The sequence below is a fragment of the Nostoc sp. genome, from assembly GCF_036917515.1.
Lineage (GTDB): Bacteria > Cyanobacteriota > Cyanobacteriia > Cyanobacteriales > Nostocaceae > Nostoc.
The window spans coordinates 12,577-33,213 of the sequence record NZ_JBALDE010000063.1; the positions used below are offsets into that span (position 1 = coordinate 12,577).

Consider the following 20,637-nt stretch of genomic DNA (forward strand, 5'->3'; position numbering starts at 1 on the left):
CACGCCATTAGATAGCGGCAATGAATTCATTAACTGTAAGTCCAGCAGTACGGATGAGACTACGTAATGTTCCTTTTGCCACCTCGCGATGATCTGGAACAGATAAGGTTACTGTTTCGCCTTTCTTAACCAGGATAATGTGACTAGCACTTTGACGTGCAAACTCCCAACCAAACGATTCAAACACATGGACGACTTCACGTCCACTTAGAACCGGAAGGGCAGATGCCATGATTAAGCTGTAACCTCTACTTGATCAGTTTCCACAGTGAGCGGTAAACCAAGTTCAGCACGAACTTGAAGACAAGCTGCGATCGCGTCTTTGATATTTTCCAGGGCTTCTTCTCTTGACTGACCTTGACTAACACAACCAGGTATACTGGGGCACTCGACAATCCAAACCCCATCTTCATCACGATCAAGTATTACATTGAACTTCATACACTGTTTTTAGCAAAATAGTTGTAGTTATTTATTATTGTAACCTGCAAACATTTAACCAAAAAATTAGCCAACCCGTCATACCTTGTTGGCAAAATAGAAGGTGCTCGTACTATAACTTGTTCTAGCAATATAAAAAACTTTGGACAATCTTTTCGGCGGATTCTCCATTTAAGAAAGCTTAAGCTTTTATGGCAGCCTAATCAATAGTTGTGTGAAAGCAGTTGTCTTTTATCTTAAACAATACAATTTAAACTTAATTTTTCATTACAGTCTCTCTACATCTTTGTCAAATACTTATAACTTATGATTTACTATGTAGTAATATACTAATTATTAATGAAAATGGAATAGTAATAATAGAACATATTAGATGCCATAAAGCTATTCTGAAAAGTATCAACTTTATTGATGTAATTTCTGAGTTAATAATTATTTGGTTTGCTATATCTAAATCTTCTTTTCTATATGGTATTTGTACTTGATTATCAAAATATAACCTATTCATTGAGTTTAGCAAAGTATCAGGTTGATATTTCTTAAGATCGTTGAAAAAATAAAAATTATCAGTATCTTTTAGTATAAATTTAGATTTTTTAGATGGTTTTGATTTTAACCAAACAAAATGCTCAATATCAATTTTAGGAAGAAAAGATAAAAAACAAATTAATAAGCTAATAAATAATAGAGACACTACAATTATTAATCCTATGTAAATTGACATTGATATATTTGCAGTAGTTTTAATATATGTACTAACAATAGTAATTATAATACCAGATAAACTAAGAATAATTACATTTTTAGCTTCTGCAAATTTTAGCCAATTATTTACTAGTTCAAAAATTGAAATAAGCTTTGATGTAAACATAAAGATTTATCCTAAAAAATAAGCCTAATTTTCAGTGTCTAGCTTTACTAAATTTGAGCAAAAAGACTTACCATGTCTTTCACACCAATTACTACCAAGACTGTAAGCATTATCAAAGTCAAATCTACTGTCTTTAGATACATCTTCCTTTTTCCAAAGCTCCACCTTAACACCATTTGGACATCCACAAGAATATATAGCCTGCTCATCTTTGAGATTATAGAAAAATCTATCTGATACCCAAAGCCTATTATTTGTAGATAAACTAGCTAGTTTTGCTGCCATATTTATGGGTTTTCCAGCCCAGACCTCATTCTGCCTATCTGTCCTATTTTGATAACTCTTCAAACCAAATCTACGAACTAAGACAGTTTTCTGATCAATTCCAAAATGACCGCCAACATTCTGTTCAGTTAGTTTTTGAACTTTAGGCGTAAAATGTTCATAAACAAATGTTTTAAATGATACAGTTGCAGCAAGTGCTGTATAAGATTGGCTCTTGTTGAATAGGCTAAAAACTCCGTCTCCTTTAATATCAATATATGCAGCTCCAAATTGATGAAAAATTCTGATAGCTGTTTCTGTGAAAAATCGATACGCTTTTGCTGTTGTTTTGTCATGTAGTCCGGCACTAAGTTTTGTAGATCCTTCCATATCTACAAAGCAGCAGATGACATCTGGAATCTTTAACCAAGTTGTAGGATTCTGAATCGGTATTTGAGGTGTGTCTGGAATCTGATTTTGGTTAGTAATAGATACTGATTGATTAAAATATCCTAATTCTGTTTCAATTATTTGCTCAATAGCAAGCGGCAACTTCCCTTCTGTCCTAGAATCTTCTCTAAGAAAGAGAGCATTTTTTGGATTATCAAATACACTGTCAAATAAGCTCATAAAATACTCAAAAAGTCGCAATTGTCTGTCTCACAAGGTTGTCTACCTGTGAAATTCAAGTTAAAGTTCTGTATAAATTAGCATTGCTATGGAAGATTTGCCTTGGTGTAATAATACATCTGTAGTGTGGATTACCGAACTTAAAGAGATAGTTACACAAAATGTAGCGTTTGATTTGACTTTGCACTTCCTGTTTCTCTACCAGGTTGACTTACAGCAGTAATTAGTGAGAACTAATATTATCCGCGCCAAGCGATTTTCATAGAGACGGTTTGCGATGTCTACGACGGGCTACACCTACACATTACAAAGTTAAGTTAATCTGCTGGCTAGCATTGTTACTGGGCATGAAGAGTAAAAAACCCGGCTTCTCATCAAAACCGGGTTTTTAAGTAATTGTTAATTTATTTCTGAGCAGTACAACAGGGCAATAAAGGCTTGTTTACAATTTCTTTTATCCCTACTGAATTCAACAAATCTTCCCAATATTTCTCAACTTCGGGATCATTAGGACGCTGGCGGCGTAAATTAGCTAAAGTTCTTAGAGAATCCTCCCAAAATCCAGCGGTTGCAAATAAAACTGCCCGATCTAAGTCTGTGTTTGGTTGATTTAGCTGAAGAGACAAGTTTTCATCTTGCGATCGCACAATTGTACCTTCTACATAAGAGTCTTTATCGCGATTATTAGGATCGCAAATCATCGAAAAAGTCCAATTATATTCTTTACCGATTTGTAGAGATGGCTGATCAACAGGTACATTTACGCTAACAATACCATTTTGCCCAACAGGTTTGAAAGTTCCCTTATATAATGGGTCAATGCTATCACCATCCTGCAAAACAAATTCTAGTGCTTGCACTGTTGTAGAGGTTTGAGGAACGTAGAAAAAGAATGTGGGACGTTCTGCTGTGGTTCGTTGAGCTTCTTTATCTGTTGGTGTCAGGGGAATAAGGTATTGTCCAGTTTGAAAGCAACTTCCCCGCGTTCCTGCCGACCTTACTCTACCAGGTCTACCTGGGACAAAGGCAATACGATTTCTATTGCTACCGCGTTGAATATAACCAGTGACATTTCTAATTGCAACAGTAGCATACCTATCTCCAGGACGTAGCCGCTCTGCTTGCTGAAAATTCAATAAAGCTTTTCTATAGTTTCTCCGTTTGGTTTCATTATAACCAAGCTGCATATATTGGGTATAAGCAGATTTTGCTTGTGCCAGTTGGTAAACTGACTCTATTGCCAAAACCTGAGTAATGCTTACAGGCTCGAAGGGCAGAAATGCTAAAGCAGCAAGCAAATAACTTGCCCAAAATCTATATTTCATGATGTTTATGTTTACTTGTAGTACATTGTTTGGCTATATATAATACAATAGCTTAAGCGTTTACAGTAACAAGACTTTATGTATGCTACTTTCTGGTAAGGCTGAGGTAGTATTGTAGTTTTTTTACAACAAAATTCCCAACTTTTTTAATAAGTCGGGAATCTTAACCTTTGGATTTTCAATAGTCTAAAGTTGATAGACTATTAGCTTTTGCCTATTCCTTACTATTCCTTAATAGACATCTGGTGAAATTAAAGATGCGTTATCCAGAACCGTTGTAGAGAAGTAGCACTGCTACGTCTCTACATTATTTTTCACTCATATTTTTAATGAGGTACAGCCAATTGTTCATCGGCTACCTGAACATGATCGTCAACAATTTTGCGGAATACATCACCTTCAATTGTTTCCTGTTCTGCTAGCAAATCTACTAAACGCTCCAAAACTACACGGTTTTCTTCCAACAGTTCTTTGGCCTTAATGTAGGAATTGCTAACAATTTCGCGCACTTGTGAATCAATTTTGGCAGCAATTTCCTCAGAATAGTCTGATTTATTCATCCAGTCGCGCCCTAAAAATACCTCTCCACTCTGATTTTCTAAGGACAATGGGCCTAATTCTGACATCCCAAAGCGCGTTACCATCTGCCGCGCCATCCCTGTGACGTGTTGCAAGTCATTACTTGCACCTGTGGTCACTTCTGGCTTACCAAAAACGATTTCCTCGGCAGCGCGACCACCCAAAGTAGCAGTAATCCGGGATTTGAGTTGAGAACGCGAAATTAATCCCTGTTCTTCGTTAGGAGTAAACCAAGTTAATCCTAGTGCTTGTCCCCGTGGAATTAATGTAACTTTCTGTACAGGGTCATGGTCTTTGAGCAATGTACCTACTAAAGCGTGTCCAACTTCATGATAGGCAATCAAGCGCTTGCTCTTGCTGTCTACTAAGGCGGTACCTTCCATACCTGCAACAACTCGATCTACAGCAGCATCAATTTCTAAAAGGGTGACAGCTTCTTTGCGTCTCCTGGCGGTGAGAATGGCGGCTTCGTTGAGTAAGTTGGCTAAGTCTGCGCCAGTAAAACCAGGAGTGCGGCGAGCGATCGCTTCTAATGATACGCTAGAATCAATTTTCTTATTTCGCGCGTGGACTTTCAAAATTTCCAGTCGCCCTTTAAGATCGGGTGGGTCGACCATCACTTGTCTGTCAAAACGTCCCGGTCTGAGCAATGCTGTATCTAAAACATCTGGGCGGTTCGTGGCTGCAATAATAATTATGCCTGTGTTACCTTCAAAACCATCCATTTCGGTGAGCAGTTGGTTGAGGGTTTGTTCGCGCTCGTCGTTACCACCACCAATCCCAGCACCTCTTTGTCTACCTACTGCGTCAATTTCATCGATAAATATTAAACAAGGGGCATTATCTTTGGCTTTCTTGAAGAGGTCGCGCACGCGAGATGCACCCACGCCTACGAACATTTCCACAAATTCCGAACCGGAAATACTAAAGAATGGTACACCAGCTTCACCCGCGATCGCTTTTGCTAGTAAAGTTTTACCAGTACCAGGGGGGCCGATTAACAGCACACCTTTGGGAATACGTGCGCCTACAGCAGTAAATCTTTCCGGCTGTTTCAAGAAAGTCACAACTTCTTCAAGTTCTTCTTTAGCTTCTTCAACCCCGGCGACATCTTCAAATTTCACTCCAGTTTTTGCCTCCATTTGGAAGCGAGCTTTGGATTTGCCGAAATTCATTGCTTGGCTAGAAGCATTAGTAGAGCGCCGGAGGAACAATAGCATTAAAGCCCCCAATGGCAAAATCCACATCAAATTGATCAACAGCCCAACAGCCGCTCGACTGTTAGCAGAGGAAACTTCGCCAAAATCAACATTCTTCTCTTTGAGAATGTTGACTAACTCAGTGTTTTGTGACAAAAGTCTTACTTGTTGCGGTGGTGTATTATCTTTTTGCCCCTTGAGATAAACTTTTGCTAGCTGTTCGGTTTCGTCAAGCTCTACTTTCTGGACTTCTCCGGCTTTCACTTTCTCGATCAAGTCACCATAATTTAGGGAGGTGGTTTCTGCTTTTTGTGCCATCACAGGAGTACTTCCGAAAATTCCTGGCAACATAATCAGACTAGCAGCGATGCCTACGGCGGGCTGCGTCAACGCACCAAACCAAGCAACGCGCTTTGAGGACTGCCTTTTTATCAATGCTTTTTTTCCTAAATTTGTCATAATAATTACCCTTTGTCTGCTGGCACAAGTTAAGCGCTGGTTTTATGCCTATTCTTCTATCAAAAATTGTAATAACTGGAAATTACACTTTTCTTATCTAGTCTAACTTCCACACAAAAGCATTCCCAAGTTTCTTCAGGCTATTACATAAAGTTGAGCGAGGGTTATCTAGATTTATGCAGCTGTTAAGACTGGGCATTGGGCACAAGAGGCAGAAGGGAAAAACTTACTCCAACTTCTCCTCTGCTCCCCTGCTCCCCTGCTTCCCCAATTGCCAGTAGATATTAATTTGACACATTCCAGCATAAATCGCTAAGATAAACATAGTCATAACGATTCCGCTTTTTAAGAAATCTGATAATAGTAGCTAGTTAGTAGTTTGTGGGTTAATTATGGTGAAAATTATTGGCATTGGTGGTAGTTTAAGGCCCAATTCTTATACCCAGGTTGCTTTAGAAGTCGCAGCGCAAAGGGTTGAAGCTATAGGTGCAGAGGTAGAAATTCTCGATTTACGGCAGTTGCAGCTACCATTTTGCACTGGTGCAAAGGAGTATCCAGAGTATCCAGATGTTCAGCGGTTGCAAGATACAGTTAGTCAGGCTGATGGGTTAATTTTAGCGACACCTGAGTATCATGGTGGCGTTAGTGGTGTCCTGAAAAATGCCCTGGATTTAATGAGTTTTGAGCAACTGTCTGATAAAGTCACAGGATTAATTAGTGTCTTGGGTGGTCAGTCTAATAGCAACGCCTTAAATGACCTACGGCTAATTGTACGATGGGTACACGGTTGGGTGATTCCCGAACAAATTGCGATCGGACAAGCTTGGGGTGCTTTCAGTCCTGAAGGCAAGCTAGTAGATGAGAAACTTTCTCAAAGATTCGATCAATTTGCTCAGAGTTTAGTTGATAATACTCGCAAGCTGCGGGGTGTAAATTAGTTTATAGGGTGGTCAATGCTTTGCCCACCCTAATAAAAAAACTTTACTTAATGATGATGATGGTGATGATGGTGATCTCCAGCTAGTTGGGGATTAACTGCTAAAACTTCCTCTGACAACAACTGGGCAATATGATCGTTAGCCCATTGCGCCGCCATTGCCAAAAATTCTGGATGGTCATTGACACAAGCCATTTGTACGTAGTTCGTACCAGGATTGTGTTTTTCCAAAGCATGGATGATATGGTGTACATCCAATAGAGTTTCATGATTTTCTGTGGCAAAGCCAATTGGCATAAAGATCACTACTTTTGCACCCAATTGAATCAGGTTATTTGCAGCTTGCTCTGCATTTGGCTGTGTCCAATCAATTAAGGGTGTGTCATGATTGAGCCAACCCACTGAGATTAAGGGATAGCGATTAATCAACTTATCCCGAACTAGATCGTACATTGCTTCACTTTCAGCAATCCCAGAAGTAAAGCCTTTAGCTTTATGAGGACAGCCGTGATTCATTAGCACAATGCCGATTTGAGAAGGTAGATAAGCTGCGGCTAACTCAGCAATTTTCTCTTCAACCAGATGAGCCATTAAATCGATGTAGGCTGGTTCGTTGAAGAAAGAAGGAATGTAGCGCTGTGCTTTAACCCAGTGTTCTTCACCATCAGTCAACTCAACCAGAGCATTGTTAACTTGTTCGATCGCAATACCACTAGTAAAGATAGAATCAACAACCAGCAGTGGGTAAATTAGCAGCTTCTCGAAGCCTTGGTTTTTGATTTCTGCCAAGACTTGATTGGGTAGAAAAGGAGCGCAGAAGTTGAAAGCCTTGAAAACTTGAACCTTATCGCCCCATTTTTCTTGTAAATTCTTCTCGATACCAACCCGTTGCTGTTCAAAGATGGCATTGTGTGGGGAGATAAAATCGTGGTGTGTGTGTCCCCACTCGTGGCGGTCAAATAACGCCAAAAGTTTTGCCAGAGGGGGATAAATCCAGGTTGGTACTGGTGCGAATTTTGCTGTCAGGAGATTTAAAGCCTGTTCGTTATAGTTGGCGAAATCTTCGTAGCTTTCGACTTCGCCGTAGCCCATAAGCAGTACGGCTACACGGTCTTTACCTGATAGATGCTCGTGGGTGTGTTGTACTTTTTCCGGCGTGGCAACCACAATTAGTTCCTCAATATAACCATGAGTGCAGAGAAATATAAAGTCAGGGAATAGTTTGTACATTTCCCCACTAGTAACTTATTATCCCATCCTGGGGGATAGGATAGGTGGGAAAATCAAGATAATACATCAAAAGACATACAAGACTTGCATTTAGGGATAACCCCGATGAACGCTGTTTTTATAGATACGCTCAATGCTCCCTCTTGAGTTAACTTCTTCTGCACTTCAACAGTTTTCTTTTCTAGCCAATATTCCAACTTTGTGACGTTGCAGGGCTATTTGCTGGGGTTGCAAAAAGTGGACTCTATTAATTTTTTCCTCTTGCAATTGGTTATGGCTTTCTTCTAACTTGTTATTTATTTCTTGTAATAGATGAATATAATTATTTGCCCTGGAATTCATGAGCCAGCGTTAACTGAAAGCTTTAGAGTAGGATTGTTAGATTTAATCGGTACTAGCGCGATCGCAGACAATCCCGCAAAAAATATACTGGTTTATCCAGGTAAAGATGTTTTGGTTTTATCAGCATTGCATATCTTGCAGTTTTTGCGCATTAGCGTAGCTCACCGCAGGTATCGCTTAACTGATTCTCTAGAATCACCAATTATATTCATTAGCTTTAGTGCTGGCGTAGTTGGGGCAATAAGAGCAGCACATTTGTGGCAACTCTTGGGTGGTCGTGTGAAAGCGTTTATTGCTATAGATGGATGGGGAGTACCACTACAGGGAAATTTTCCTATTCATCGGATGAGTCATGATTATTTTACCCATTGGAGTTCATGTTTGCTAGGTAGTGGGCAAAATAACTTTTATGCAGAGCCAGCAGTGGATCATTTGTCCATTTGGAAATCTCCTCAAACTGTACAAGGCTGTTGGGTAGATTCGTCCATTGAGATTATTCCACCCAAAGGTCGTCTGACAGCAGCTGAATTTTTGCTTATGCTGTTAAAACGCTATGAAGCAAATTAATCCGGACAATGGAGTAAGTAAACGGGAGTTAAAAGTGAGGAGTTAGGAGTGATGAAGGCAAAAGGTTACAGGTGACAGGAGATAGTCAAGAAAAATTATCCCCCATGCCCCATGCCCCATGCCCTATGCCCCATGCCCCATACCCCATACCCCATACCCCATCTACCTAAAGAAAGTATCTAATGTTTCCAACTGAACCTGCCGCTGTTAATAACGGCTTTGGCGCACTACTAAAAAACCGTGGTTTTATGCTCCTGTGGATTGGGCAACTGCTGTCCCAGTTAGCAGATAAGGTCTTCTTCGTTTTGCTGATTGCTCTGCTGGAGAACTACCCACCGCTTCCAGGATTGGCACGAAACTCGATGTACTCAACCTTGATGCTGTCATTTACAATCCCAGCAATTTTGTTCGGCTCTGCTGGTGGTATCTTTGTTGACCGCTTGCCAAAAAAGCTGATTATGGTTGGCTCAGATATTGTACGGGGAATATTGACGCTGTGTCTTCCCTTATTGCCACGACAGTTCCTGATTTTGTTAATCCTGACTTTTGCCATTTCCACAGTAACGCAGTTTTTTGCACCAGCGGAGCAAGCAGCCATTCCCTTATTGGTGAAGCGAGAGAATTTGTTGGCAGCCAATGCGCTGTTTAGCAGCACGATGATGGGAGCTTTAATTGTTGGCTTTGCAGTAGGAGAGCCGATTTTAAGTTTGGCAAAAAGCTTTATGGGAGAAGAATACGGCCAAGAGTTTGTGGTTGGTGGACTATATATATTATCAGCTGCAATTATGCAGCCAATAAAGTTTAAAGAACCCAAACAACCAAAAGAACATCGGGTATCAAATCACCTTTGGGCTGAATTCACCGAGAGCCTGCGCTATCTCAAGAAAAATCCTTTGATATTGAACGCTATGCTGCAACTGACAACTTTATATTGTGTGTTTGCAGCCTTAACGGTGCTGACAATTCGATTAGCCGAAGAGTTTGGTCTAAAAGAAAAACAGTTTGGCTTTTTCTTGGCAGCAGCAGGGGTGGGTATGGTATTTGGTGCGGCAATTTTAGGTAACTGGGGTGAGAAATTGCATCGCAAGCCCCTACCTTTAATTGGATTTTTGATGATGGCACTAGTTTTAGGGGTGTTCACTTTTACGCACAACTTATTGCTGGCGCTAGGACTCTGTGCATTTTTGGGTGTAGGTGCTGCTTTAATTGGTGTCCCGATGCAAACTTTAATTCAACAGCAAACACCACCTACCATGCACGGTAAAGTATTTGGCTTTCAAAATCATGCTGTCAACATCGCTTTGGCATTACCTCTGGCCATTACTGGGCCCTTAACTGATGCTCTCGGCTTGCGAATTGTGCTGGTAGCAATGAGTGTTGTTGTCGTAGTTGTTGGTGTTTGGGCTTGGCAAAATACCCGCAAAGTCTTGCAAGACGTAATTTAATTAATGTAGGCTAATAATCTAGCTTTATATTTAATATATAAAATTTCTGAAATTTAATTGAACTTTTCAATTAAAATGAAATCTTAACTACAGAATTCAGCATTAATTTTAGCTATAGTCTGAGGTTTGGCCGTGCGTTCACTAAGTGTCTCCGTAGGAGAATCGCTTTCCCAAATTAGTCTCCCACAAACCGAGAATCATAAACAGTCTCGTACTTCTAGCTTGCCAGTCGTACCCAAACGTGCATCTGGCGGTTTTGCTCTACTTGACAGCCTTCATCGCCACGGTGTTGATTATATTTTTGGTTATCCTGGTGGGGCAATTCTACCAATTTACGATGACCTGTATAAGGTGGAAGCAACTGGTGCTATGAAGCACATTCTCGTGAGACACGAGCAAGGCGCAGCCCACGCCGCTGATGGATATGCCCGTGCTACAGGTAAAGTAGGAGTATGCTTTGGCACTTCTGGGCCAGGAGCAACTAACTTGGTGACAGGCATCGCCACAGCCTACATGGATTCAATCCCGATGATTGTGGTTACAGGACAGGTAGCACGTCAGTCAATTGGTACAGATGCGTTTCAGGAAACTGATATTTACGGGATTACCCTACCAATCGTCAAGCACTCTTATGTGGTGCGTGATCCCAAAGATATGGCGCGAATTGTCGCCGAAGCCTTCCATATCGCTAGCACTGGGCGTCCGGGGCCAGTTTTGATTGATGTCCCCAAAGATGTAGCTTTAGAAGAATTTGACTATGTACCTGTAAAACCAGGTTCAGTCAAGTTACGCGGTTATCGTCCCACGCTGAAAGGAAATCCTCGGCAAATTCATGCCGCGATCCAGTTAATTACTGAAAGTCGCCGTCCGCTATTGTATGTAGGTGGTGGTGCGATCGCAGCTGGTGCCCATGAAGAAATCAAACAACTAGCTGAATTATTCGATATCCCTGTCACCACAACCTTAATGGGGATTGGTGCCTTTGACGAACATCATCCCCTCGCTTTGGGAATGTTGGGAATGCACGGCACTGCTTACGCTAACTTCGCCGTTAGTGATTGTGACTTGCTAATTTGCGTCGGCGCTAGATTTGATGATCGCGTTACAGGTAAGTTAGACGAATTCGCCTCCCGCGCCAAAGTAATTCACATCGACATCGATCCGGCAGAAGTCGGCAAAAACCGCATTCCCGAAGTGCCCATCGTCGGCGATGTGCGAAACGTCTTAGTAGACTTGTTGCGTCGCTGCAAAGAAGCAGGGATTAAGGCTACACCGAATCAAAACCAAGAGTGGCTGAATTTAGTTAACCGTTGGCGCGATGAGTATCCTCTGATAGTGCCGCAGCATCCCGACAGCATTTCACCCCAAGAAGTAATTGTAGAAGTCAATAGCCAAGCACCCCACGCTTTCTACACCACAGATGTCGGACAACATCAAATGTGGGCAGCACAATTCCTGAAGAATGGCCCAAGGCGCTGGATTTCTAGCGCTGGTTTGGGAACAATGGGTTTTGGCTTACCTGCGGCAATCGGCGCGAAAGTGGCGTTTCCTGATGAAGAAGTCATCTGTATTAGTGGTGATGCTAGTTTCCAAATGTGTTTGCAGGAACTAGGAACAGCTGCACAGTATGGAATAAATGTCAAGACAATAATTATCAACAACGGCTGGCAAGGGATGGTGCGCCAGTGGCAGCAAGCCTTCTATGGTGAGCGTTACTCATGCTCCGACATGGAAGTAGGGATGCCAGACGTAGAATTATTGGCAAAAGCCTATGGCATTAAGGGCATGATAATCAGTGATCGCAGTCAATTGAAAGATGCGATCGCCGAAATGCTGGCACACAAAGGGCCAGTAATTTTAAATGTCCACGTCACCAGAGATGAAAACTGCTATCCTATGGTAGCCCCTGGTAAGAGCAACGCTCAAATGGTCGGCTTGCAGAAGCAAGCACCGAAAGCGGCAGCCGAGCCAGTGTATTGTAGCCATTGCAATGCTAAGAATGCTCCTACTCACAATTTTTGTGCTGAGTGTGGGACGAAGCTCTAACGCTTTTTGATAATTCAGACTAGAGAGGTAGGGGAGCAAGAAGAAGAGGAGAAAGATGCTGGAATTCTCCCTAATTCCTGCCCCCTTTCCTGTTGCGTAGGCATCGCTTAATCTCCCTGATTAAGTTGAAGTAAAAAGATATCTCCTAAATAGGGCTTGCTGAAAAAGTAATAAAAAGCCAGAGGAGGATCATCTGTGAGAGGTTAAAATAAAGCGCATTTTGTCAATCAGTTAAAATACCCAAAATAGTCTTATTGAAAATGATAATCGTGCGTGGGGGAGGGTAAAAGGAGGCCAGCGACGCTCGCCTCCTTTCCGTGGAATTACTTTAACCTCTCACTGAGGTCTTAGGTCTGATTGTCCATAGAGCATCACCTTTGTACACTTTCTCCGCAAGCCCTAACTACCTTACGATATCCTCACAAAACATCCCTGATAATTACTGGTTTCAAAAATTACTTCGTAAAGGAAGCTAGAGGGAATAAGTTTTTTGTGCATTTATGAAATTAATCCAAATACAAAAACTAGTCGTAATTCCGGTTTTGACTGTATTGAGCTTTGTGTCTACATCAAATAAAGTACTAGCTGACTATTTAAATAGTCAGGGGTCAGGAGGTAATTACCGTTATGAATTGTGGTCTACAGATGATAATAGTAATTACTATTTAAAAATTTGGCTATATGAAGCAAGTCCAACAAGTAGCCCATATAGAACAACTCCAGGATTCGCTTCTACTAGGGAAGCTTTAATTTATTTTGATTGCAATTACGCTGAGAAAAATTTACCAGAATGTTCTCAATGAGAATTTAGAACCTTCTCAACATAATTCGTAATTCGTAATTAAATAATTCAATTACGAATTACAAATTACGAATTAAACTTCAGCTGGTTGATATTCTTGTTGTCTTTCCACAAACGACTGAACACGGGTGCGGTAGTTTCTCATAGTCTCATCTACCCATTCGCGATCATTGCTATTTGCATACAAATGCACCAGTGGTTCGCTGGCATCTGGTAAAACTAACAGCCAACTGTCATCGTAGGGTTGACAAATTTTCACTCCATCAATGAGTTCTAGGTTTTGGGCTGGGTGAGTTTCGACTAAGTAACGCATCAAAGCACCCTTGGCTGTCCACGGGCAACGGACTGTATAAGTTTTGTGAATTACACGAGGCAATTCTGATCGCGCAGCAGCAAGTGATCGCTCCTGGATAGTCAACATCTCAATTATCTTTGCAATGCAGAACATGGCATCAAATCCCGGATGCAGTTGCGGGAAAATAAAACCAGTCTCTCCACTACCTCCAATCACCACATTCGGGTTTTTCTGACAAGCCTCCATTAAAGCTGTAGGGTTGGCTTTAGTGCGAATCACTCTGCCATCATGGCGACGGGCAACTTGTTCAATAGCACTGGAAGCATGAACTGGTACAACTACTGTTCCTCTGGGGTTAGCAGTTAACATCATGTCTACCATCAGTGCTGTTAGCATTTCCCCACGAATTGGGTAGCCTGATTCATCAACTAAAATTAGCTGTTCCCCATTAGCAGATACTTGCACGCCAAAGTTAGCTTTCAATGCCTCTACTACATGACCTAACTGAGTCAGCAATCCTTCGCGCTCGGCTACGGACATCGCCGTTTTATTGACACTGGCATTCAGTACAACTGCATCAGCGCCAAATTTATCTAACATTTGGGGTAAAACTGCCCCTGATACTGCATAAACATAGTCAATCACCACTTTTGCGCGGCTGTTGCGGAGTGTATGAACATGCAACAGTTTCTCAAAAGCAGTACAGTAGCGATCCATGACTTGGCTAGGATAAGACACATCCCCAATTTCATGAATTAGCGCCCGCCGCATATCCTCCTTAAAGTAAGCCCCTTCAATTTTCTTTTCTTGGGCTTTGGAGATATTAATGCCCTTTGCATCCATGAATTCAATCAAAATATAGTCAGGGCGGTCAGGGTGTACCCGGACGTGGATACCACCAGCTACCGACATTGTGGGTATAACTGTACGGGCGATGGGGATAGCTGTAGCATCGAGGTTTTGAATGTCAACACCTACTGACATTAAACCAGCAATCAGCGATCGCGTCACCATCCGAGAAATATTACGCTGGTCGCGGGAAACCGTTACTTTAGAACCAGGTTTTAAAGTAGAACCGTAAGCAGATCCCAATTTCACAGCGAATTCTGGGGTGATGTCGATATTAGCTAATCCTTGGACACCGCGTTGCCCAAATAAATTGCGTTGAGCGATGTTTCCCCAAATCAAGTTAATGTTTAAAACTGCCCCTGACTCAATCTTTTTACTGGGCCAAACACGCACGCCTGGGCTAATTTGGGCTTCTTCTCCCACCGTAGAAAGCGAACCTACAACCGCAGCTTCTAATACTTGAGCGCGGCGATCTACACGAGCGCCACGGCAAATCACACAGGCAGAAAGAGCTGCTTCGTCGCCAATGAATGCCCCATTCCAGACTATGGGACGTTTAAGATTAGCATCAGCGCCAATAGTGACATTATCTCCAATTACGGTTCCTGCCTCAATTTGTACTCTTGCCCCGATACGGCAATTATCACCAATCACTACAGGAGTTTCAATCATAGCCGTATGATCGATGTAAGTATTTTGGCCTACCCATAAATCATGAGAAACTTCTTTGTAGGCATAATCTAGTTGTACTTTTCGATCTAACGCGTCATACTGAGCCTCGCGATAAGCATCTAAGTGACCAACATCACACCAGTAACCTTGAGCAATGTAACCATACATTGGCTCATCTTTTTCTAGTAGTAAGGGGAATAAGTCTTTGGAAAAGTCAGATTCAACGTTTGCTGACAGATATTCCAAAACTTCTGGTTCGAGAATATAAGTACCAGTGTTAACGGTATCAGAAAAAATTTCACTACTAGAGGGTTTTTCTAAAAATCGCCGAATCCGTGTCTCCTCATCGGTAATCACCACTCCAAATTCAATCGGATTGGGAACCCTGGTTAAAATTAAAGTAGCTTTTGACTGTTTTTGTTTGTGATATGCGATCGCTGCTGTCAGGTCAAAATCTGTTATGCTATCACCGCTAATAACTAAAAAAGTTTCATCAAGAAGTTCTGCAATGTTTTTCACACAGCCAGCTGTACCCAAAGGCTGATCTTCTTCGACAGCATAGGTCATCTGGACGCCAAAATCGCTGCCATCTTGAAAATAGTCTCGCAACACATCAGGTAAATAATGCAATGTCGCAATAACTTCTGTAATTTGATGCCGTTTGAGGAGATTGATAATATGTTCGGCAATTGGCCGATTTAAAATCGGTACCATTGGTTTCGGCAGATCGCAAGTCAACGGGCGAAGCCGCGTTCCTGAACCCCCTGCCATCAATACTGCACGCATAAACCCTCCTTATAACTAGTTATAGCTTTCGCCACTTGAAAACGTGTCAGATATCTTTTGTTCTTCTTTCTCTAGTCTGCTATGGATATTGATATTTGAGGAACTTCCACAAGATGCATTACCGCTAGGCAAAAGTCAAAAGTTAAAAGTCAAAAGTCAAAAGTTTTGTACAAGGCTTTTACAGGGCATTGGGAAGATGACTTGGGGACAAGGAAAATTGGGGACAAGGAGAAGGGAAAGACTTGTTGCAAGTTCTAAGTTCTAACTTTTGTCTTTTTGTCCCCTTGCTTTCCTGCTCCCCCAGTCCCCAACTTATTGACAATGATAAAGTTCATATTCGTAGCCGTCTACGGTTGGCAAAGATTGAGTATTAGACATCACACATGTTTTCACAGCTTCTGCTACGGGTGCGTGAAAGTTTACTAGCCACAAGTCAAAAGGTCGTAGTAGTTTTTTTAAAGTATTTTCCAGAGCAATGGTGGAAGCATTCGGATCTCGATCTTGATGAGCAAGGAGAAACAGAGGATTTTGGAGTGAATTTGCAAGTTTAATCTCCCTTGCAACTCCCATCATTTCCCCAGTGTGTACATAAGTTTTGTGGGTGGTAGCAATCAGTACTGGTGTTGGGGATGTTTGTTGAATTAGTTGCACAAACAAGTCAGGACGATAATATTTTTGATAGCCGAGATTGCAAATTACTGTAACTGCACTGAAAAATCCCATTAACCAAATTAATATTACGGCTTTTTTCCCGTTTATTTCCCATTTACCTATGCTTGTTATCCCATTTTTCCCTGGCTCTGTTTCCATCCATTCCTGGGGAGGATGCCAACAAACTGCTAGACTTGCGCCTAGTAAAACAACGATCGCGGGAAAGTAAACAAAGTTATATCTAGCACCCCTGGTGAGGTCAATACCCAAAAAGTACGTAAAGATAAAGAATAAAGCGATCGCACTGATAACTACTCCAGTAAACACCTGAATCATAATCCGGTTTTCTAGGTGCTGTAGTTGAATTTTAATCCCACGCAGCAAAATTGGCACTGCCCAAATAAAGAAAGTCAACATCACCAATCCAGAAGGAATCACAACCAAAGCTTGAGAAGATTCAACTGGTAATAAGGAAATCATTGCAATTAATGTTCCTAAAGCTTGAAAAATTGGGCTTAACCAATCTAGTCCAACGCGCGAACCTCGAATCCACTCGGTCAAACTATCACGATTTTTATTCTCTAACAAGGTTGGTATCCAAATTAAACCTGCCACACAAGTACCTATAGCAACGGCATAGATGCGCTGCCAGGGAGGAGAGAAGAGGAGAGAAAATTTGCTACTATTTTGGAATTGAAGCCAAGCAAGAAAAATCAAAACTACGACTTCTGTGCAAAGGGTGAGAGTGAAAAAATAATGAGTAGCAATACCTAAGGCATTAATTCCTACCCATAAAAGTGTTACCCATATAGGTAAAGGTGTGCGGTTTTGAATATGACGTGTGACAATTACTAAGCAGGTGAGGGAACCAATTACCCATAAGACTGCCAAAGTGTAATGACGCGCTTCTTGTGCTAAAAATACGCCGTAGGGTGATACTGCCATCATCGCAGCAGTCAAGTGTCCTACTAATGGCGAACGAAAAGCTACTCTACCTAATACGTAAACACACGGAATGGAGGCAGCGCCGATTATCGCTGGTAGCAATCGCGCACCAAACAGCGATACTAATCCTCCGTCGCTGGGAAATAATTTCATCCACAGATAAGCCAGCACAAAATACAGTGGTGGATGATTATCTTGTGTAGCTAAGTTATGAATGACATCACCAATAGTCGCCGCTAGGTTTAGTTGCAGTGGTTGTAATAAGATATCAGGTGCGATCGCTCGGTCTAGGGGAACTGATAAAAAAGTATTCCCCAAGCTAAACACCAAGGTGGCAAACTCATCAGTCCAAGGAGGCTTTGCAGTCAAGTTGACTAGGCGCAAGCTGATGCCGACGATCAACCACATTAAGATCGGCAAGAGATGAACCCAGGAAGGAGGAAGGCGAGTCTGCCAATTATGCCAATGCTTGCGTTGTGAGCTGGAGTTTTTATCTGCCAGAGGCAGGAAATGTATAGCAGATGCAGGTAGCAACGAGATAGTTTGTTTGTAAAAATAAAATGCACCTTGGAAAAGAAGAGACATTGCTGGGCCTCACACTCATGGATTTGTAGATTTGACGTTTGAGATTTAAGTTCAGAGTAACTGAAAGTTTAGGTTTTAAAACCCTTCATTTGCATGAAGGGTTAAGAGCATCAGGTCAGAGGAATTATTTTACATAATTCCTGGAACAGTAGATTTACTACTTTACTCATCAGCTTTCCCTGAATATGCTTACCATTTAGCAACTTTTCACCTTGTTCGGTGACGTTAGCTTTGAGTGAGTCGCGGTAGTCAATTAACTCCTTGGTCAGTTCGTTCTAAGGTCGTTTACAGATTGGGATCCCCATACAAATGCACGTCACCAGCTTTTATCTAAACTGTAACTTGTATAGACAAACACTTCAGTTCTCTACTCACTTATTTCACTACTTATGGGACACTGGTAGCCTGAAACACCCTTCATCGGCTTTCAACGGCTATTGCATAAAGTGCTAATTTTCCCGGATTTGGTATTTGTTACTGAGATGAGACACTACGGAAACCGACAACGGAACTGCCCCCAGACAGCTGACATTGTTCGCAGTGGAGTCAGTTGCAACGGCTCCCCCCTCCCCCCTAGTTACGATTCTTACTGGGATGAAATAACCAATGGCGATCGCGAGTCAGCCCATGTTCTGGAACAAGACACAGACTCAAGTCAATTAATCAGTAGTCAAAGGTCGGAAGGAAGAAGTGGAGATTACGATCGCTTCGGGACAGCCGCCGATGGAGATTGAGAGTTTGATTAAATCATGGAGAGTAACTAATGCCTAAACCAAGAAATTTCTTTCATCTGGGCTTGAATGAATTAGAGAATATTGTCAAGTTGACTATTCGTGCCTCATCTGCGGAAATGGCAGTAAAAATCTACGAATTATTGGAATTATCCCTCTTTTGTCACTTTCCGGGAGGGCGATCGCGCTTAAGCCTCATGAGACAATCAATACAAGCTATACTATTAGAAAAAAATGGCTCTTGTATTTGTTCTTAGAAAAGAATCGCGTGATTGCTTGCTATACAACAGCTCTAGAATTTAGAAATGGCAAATGTTTTCCGAGAGTGACAGATGAGGATTATAGGACTCCTATTTGATTTTTGAAAAAGAGTACGAGATAATACAGATGAGTGTAGAAGTGTAAAAGCAGACTATGATAAACCAGCATCTACAAACTGCAACACTAAAGACGGAAGTGGCAAACTCTAGAAAGTACTGCCGTAATTCACTCTCACTTTAAAATACTTTAATTATCAACGCACAGGTTTCAAGATATCGTAAAGTAGATTGTAGCGGTTAAACCCTGCTTCATACAAAGAATTTGCCTGTGGCTGTACTACATTACTATTCTGCGGTAAAATCTTGAGTGCAGTTTCTAAATTGGGGTAAACACCAATCCCCACCATTGCCAAAATAGCTGCTCCGTAAGCAGCTCCTTCTTCGGCTTTGGGAGCAATAAGTTTTGTTTGCAAAACATCTGCCAAAATTCTTAACCAGATGTGAGAACGTGCGCCTCCACCCGTTGCTAAGAGTTGATCGATGGGAGCGATCGCACTGATGACTTCCAACACTGAACGCAAGCTAAATGCAACCCCCTCTAGGACAGCACGAGTTATATCTGCCTGGGTATGGGCTAATGAAAAATTCACCAAAGCACCGCGAGTATCTGGATCGAGGTAAGGACTGCGTTCTCCTGCGAGGTGGGGTAGAAATAGAACACCACGCGCACCAGGCTGCGATCGCTCTGCCATATCCATCAGATCGGTGTAGGATATATGTGGGGCAAATGTATCTCGATACCAACGCAGAGAACCACCAGCCGCCAGCGTTACTCCCAGCAGATGATAGCCACCATCCACATGGCAGAACAAATGTACCCGACCTTCTGGATCGGGAATTGGGCGATTGCACGGTGCAAAGATCACTCCTGATGTCCCAATACTCAAACCACCTCGGTTCATATTGCTTGATGAGATGCCCAAACCAATGGCTGCTGCGGCATTATCACCTCCACCTGCGACCACAGGTAATCCCACAGGTAATCCCACACGGGCGGCTATTTCTGATTTTAGCCGTCCAGTGATCGTGGTAGATTCGATTACCGGAGGAAACAACGCTGGATTGATATCAAGAGCATGGAGAATATCTGTATCCCATTGCCGATTCGTCAGATTCAGACAGCCGACACCAGAAGCGTCAGATGGTTCCGTTACTGCTTCGCCTGTTAATACATATCCCAGATAATCTTTGGGCAAAAGAATCTGCCATAACCGAGTGTATGTTTGTGGTTCTTCAGTCCGCAACCATAGAAGCTTCGGTAGTTGAAACCCTGTGATTGCCGGATTTCCAGTGCGCTGGATCAACTCGTGACGGGGAATAGCAGCTTCAATCTCAACAACAGCTTTACCTGTGCGCTGGTCATTCCACAAAATCGCCGGTCTGATTGCTTTGCCATCTGCGTTGAGAGGAACCATACCATGCATTTGTCCAGACAAACTGAGGGCGAGCGGTCGATGTTTGTTTAGCTGTTGAGTAACATCGAAAAGAGCATCCAAACTGGCTTCAACCCAATCCGATGAGTTCTGTTCCGTCCAACCGAGTTGTGGAGTTAACAGGGGATAGCTTCTGGTTGCCTGAGCGATAATTTGCCCTTGTAGATCAACTGCGATCGTGCGTACTCCTCCTGTACCCAAGTCTAAGCCAACTACGATATCAGTCAATTGCC

18 protein-coding genes and 1 pseudogene are annotated in these 20,637 nt (G+C 42.1%); 8 read left to right on the forward strand and 11 right to left on the reverse strand.

Features of this window, described 5'->3' with window-relative positions; translation table 11 throughout:
- Positions 1 to 7: 7 nt before the first annotated feature.
- The 4 genes from V7K89_RS07755 to V7K89_RS07770 all read right to left on the reverse strand — a co-directional run bounded on the left by V7K89_RS07755 (position 8) and on the right by V7K89_RS07770 (position 2,206).
- Positions 8 to 232, reverse strand: coding sequence for a type II toxin-antitoxin system HicA family toxin (locus V7K89_RS07755; RefSeq protein WP_335185889.1), 225 nt, complete (start codon positions 230 to 232; stop codon positions 8 to 10).
- A 2-nt stretch (positions 233 to 234) separates the two neighbouring features.
- A complete protein-coding gene (locus tag V7K89_RS07760) occupies positions 235 to 441 on the reverse strand; it encodes a type II toxin-antitoxin system HicB family antitoxin (protein WP_335185891.1) in 207 nt (68 codons plus the stop codon).
- Positions 442 to 745: 304 nt separating this feature from the next.
- Entirely contained in the window at positions 746 to 1,312 is a 567-nt protein-coding gene (locus V7K89_RS07765; protein ID WP_335185892.1) for a hypothetical protein, read from the reverse strand.
- Positions 1,313 to 1,336: 24 nt separating this feature from the next.
- Entirely contained in the window at positions 1,337 to 2,206 is an 870-nt protein-coding gene (locus V7K89_RS07770; RefSeq protein WP_335185895.1) for a hypothetical protein, read from the reverse strand.
- 88 nt (positions 2,207 to 2,294) lie between these two features.
- Between V7K89_RS07770 and V7K89_RS07775 the strand changes: the two genes are divergently transcribed.
- A complete protein-coding gene (locus V7K89_RS07775) occupies positions 2,295 to 2,429 on the forward strand; it encodes a hypothetical protein (protein WP_335185897.1) in 135 nt (44 codons plus the stop codon).
- A 181-nt stretch (positions 2,430 to 2,610) separates the two neighbouring features.
- Here V7K89_RS07775 and V7K89_RS07780 read toward each other — a convergent pair whose 3' ends face one another.
- Both V7K89_RS07780 and ftsH read right to left on the reverse strand, forming a co-directional pair.
- Positions 2,611 to 3,531 carry a DUF928 domain-containing protein gene (locus tag V7K89_RS07780; RefSeq protein WP_335185899.1) on the reverse strand — a complete coding sequence of 307 codons (921 nt, stop codon included), beginning with the start codon at positions 3,529 to 3,531 and terminating at the stop codon, positions 2,611 to 2,613.
- Between the two features lie 326 nt (positions 3,532 to 3,857).
- Positions 3,858 to 5,768, reverse strand: a complete 1,911-nt coding sequence (gene ftsH, locus V7K89_RS07785) for an ATP-dependent zinc metalloprotease FtsH (protein ID WP_335185901.1) — start codon at positions 5,766 to 5,768, stop codon at positions 3,858 to 3,860.
- A gap of 392 nt (positions 5,769 to 6,160) precedes the next feature.
- On the opposite strand from ftsH, the gene V7K89_RS07790 reads away from it, so the two are divergent.
- Complete coding sequence (locus tag V7K89_RS07790) at positions 6,161 to 6,706, forward strand: NADPH-dependent FMN reductase (RefSeq protein ID WP_335185903.1); 546 nt, start codon at positions 6,161 to 6,163, stop codon at positions 6,704 to 6,706.
- A 47-nt stretch (positions 6,707 to 6,753) separates the two neighbouring features.
- Here V7K89_RS07790 and V7K89_RS07795 read toward each other — a convergent pair whose 3' ends face one another.
- Entirely contained in the window at positions 6,754 to 7,872 is a 1,119-nt protein-coding gene (locus tag V7K89_RS07795) for a ferrochelatase (protein ID WP_335185952.1), read from the reverse strand.
- Between the two features lie 375 nt (positions 7,873 to 8,247).
- Here V7K89_RS07795 and V7K89_RS07800 point away from each other — a divergent pair, with 375 nt between their 5' ends.
- The 4 genes from V7K89_RS07800 (at position 8,248) to V7K89_RS07815 (ending at position 13,138) form a co-directional block, all read left to right on the forward strand.
- Positions 8,248 to 8,844, forward strand: coding sequence for a hypothetical protein (locus tag V7K89_RS07800; protein ID WP_335185905.1), 597 nt, complete (start codon positions 8,248 to 8,250; stop codon positions 8,842 to 8,844).
- A gap of 182 nt (positions 8,845 to 9,026) precedes the next feature.
- A complete protein-coding gene (locus V7K89_RS07805; RefSeq protein ID WP_335185907.1) occupies positions 9,027 to 10,289 on the forward strand; it encodes an MFS transporter in 1,263 nt (420 codons plus the stop codon).
- Between the two features lie 132 nt (positions 10,290 to 10,421).
- Positions 10,422 to 12,335, forward strand: a complete 1,914-nt coding sequence (gene ilvB / locus V7K89_RS07810) for a biosynthetic-type acetolactate synthase large subunit (RefSeq protein WP_335185909.1) — start codon at positions 10,422 to 10,424, stop codon at positions 12,333 to 12,335.
- A 500-nt stretch (positions 12,336 to 12,835) separates the two neighbouring features.
- Positions 12,836 to 13,138, forward strand: a complete 303-nt coding sequence (locus tag V7K89_RS07815; RefSeq protein ID WP_335185911.1) for a hypothetical protein — start codon at positions 12,836 to 12,838, stop codon at positions 13,136 to 13,138.
- A gap of 72 nt (positions 13,139 to 13,210) precedes the next feature.
- On the opposite strand, the gene V7K89_RS07820 is transcribed toward V7K89_RS07815, so the two are convergent.
- The 3 genes and pseudogenes from V7K89_RS07820 to V7K89_RS35790 all read right to left on the reverse strand — a co-directional run.
- On the reverse strand, positions 13,211 to 15,739 hold the full coding sequence (locus V7K89_RS07820) for a mannose-1-phosphate guanyltransferase (protein WP_335185913.1): 2,529 nt from the start codon (positions 15,737 to 15,739) through the stop codon (positions 13,211 to 13,213).
- 312 nt (positions 15,740 to 16,051) lie between these two features.
- Positions 16,052 to 17,920 (reverse strand): glycosyltransferase family 39 protein, encoded by a 1,869-nt coding sequence (locus V7K89_RS07825; protein WP_442941608.1) that lies wholly within the window; start codon positions 17,918 to 17,920, stop codon positions 16,052 to 16,054.
- A gap of 110 nt (positions 17,921 to 18,030) precedes the next feature.
- A pseudogene (locus tag V7K89_RS35790) lies at positions 18,031 to 18,195 on the reverse strand (IS110 family transposase); the annotation flags it as partial.
- Between the two features lie 207 nt (positions 18,196 to 18,402).
- Here V7K89_RS35790 and V7K89_RS07830 point away from each other — a divergent pair.
- Together V7K89_RS07830 and V7K89_RS07835 are read left to right on the forward strand one after the other, a co-directional pair.
- Positions 18,403 to 18,654: a hypothetical protein gene (locus tag V7K89_RS07830; RefSeq protein ID WP_335185915.1), complete on the forward strand. Its 252-nt coding sequence runs from the start codon at positions 18,403 to 18,405 to the stop codon at positions 18,652 to 18,654.
- A gap of 29 nt (positions 18,655 to 18,683) precedes the next feature.
- Positions 18,684 to 18,908: a hypothetical protein gene (locus V7K89_RS07835; protein WP_335185916.1), complete on the forward strand. Its 225-nt coding sequence runs from the start codon at positions 18,684 to 18,686 to the stop codon at positions 18,906 to 18,908.
- Positions 18,909 to 19,165: 257 nt separating this feature from the next.
- On the opposite strand, the gene xylB is transcribed toward V7K89_RS07835, so the two are convergent.
- A complete protein-coding gene (gene xylB, locus V7K89_RS07840; protein WP_335185917.1) occupies positions 19,166 to 20,632 on the reverse strand; it encodes a xylulokinase in 1,467 nt (488 codons plus the stop codon).
- Between the last annotated feature and the right edge of the window lie 5 nt (positions 20,633 to 20,637).

Excerpts from the sequence above, each read along its gene's own strand:
- V7K89_RS07755 (WP_335185889.1), bottom strand. The coding sequence starts at position 232 with ATGGCATCTGCCCTTCCGGTTCTAAGTGGACGTGAAGTCGTCCATGTG.
- V7K89_RS07760 (WP_335185891.1), bottom strand. The coding sequence starts at position 441 with ATGAAGTTCAATGTAATACTTGATCGTGATGAAGATGGGGTTTGGATT.
- V7K89_RS07765 (WP_335185892.1), bottom strand. The coding sequence starts at position 1,312 with ATGTTTACATCAAAGCTTATTTCAATTTTTGAACTAGTAAATAATTGG.
- V7K89_RS07770 (WP_335185895.1), bottom strand. The coding sequence starts at position 2,206 with ATGAGCTTATTTGACAGTGTATTTGATAATCCAAAAAATGCTCTCTTT.
- V7K89_RS07775 (WP_335185897.1), top strand. The coding sequence starts at position 2,295 with ATGGAAGATTTGCCTTGGTGTAATAATACATCTGTAGTGTGGATTACC.
- V7K89_RS07780 (WP_335185899.1), bottom strand. The coding sequence starts at position 3,531 with ATGAAATATAGATTTTGGGCAAGTTATTTGCTTGCTGCTTTAGCATTT.
- ftsH (WP_335185901.1), bottom strand. The coding sequence starts at position 5,768 with ATGACAAATTTAGGAAAAAAAGCATTGATAAAAAGGCAGTCCTCAAAG.
- V7K89_RS07790 (WP_335185903.1), top strand. The coding sequence starts at position 6,161 with ATGGTGAAAATTATTGGCATTGGTGGTAGTTTAAGGCCCAATTCTTAT.
- V7K89_RS07800 (WP_335185905.1), top strand. The coding sequence starts at position 8,248 with ATGAATATAATTATTTGCCCTGGAATTCATGAGCCAGCGTTAACTGAA.
- V7K89_RS07805 (WP_335185907.1), top strand. The coding sequence starts at position 9,027 with ATGTTTCCAACTGAACCTGCCGCTGTTAATAACGGCTTTGGCGCACTA.
- V7K89_RS07815 (WP_335185911.1), top strand. The coding sequence starts at position 12,836 with ATGAAATTAATCCAAATACAAAAACTAGTCGTAATTCCGGTTTTGACT.
- V7K89_RS07820 (WP_335185913.1), bottom strand. The coding sequence starts at position 15,739 with ATGCGTGCAGTATTGATGGCAGGGGGTTCAGGAACGCGGCTTCGCCCG.
- V7K89_RS07825 (WP_442941608.1), bottom strand. The coding sequence starts at position 17,920 with ATGTCTCTTCTTTTCCAAGGTGCATTTTATTTTTACAAACAAACTATC.
- V7K89_RS07830 (WP_335185915.1), top strand. The coding sequence starts at position 18,403 with ATGAGACACTACGGAAACCGACAACGGAACTGCCCCCAGACAGCTGAC.
- V7K89_RS07835 (WP_335185916.1), top strand. The coding sequence starts at position 18,684 with ATGCCTAAACCAAGAAATTTCTTTCATCTGGGCTTGAATGAATTAGAG.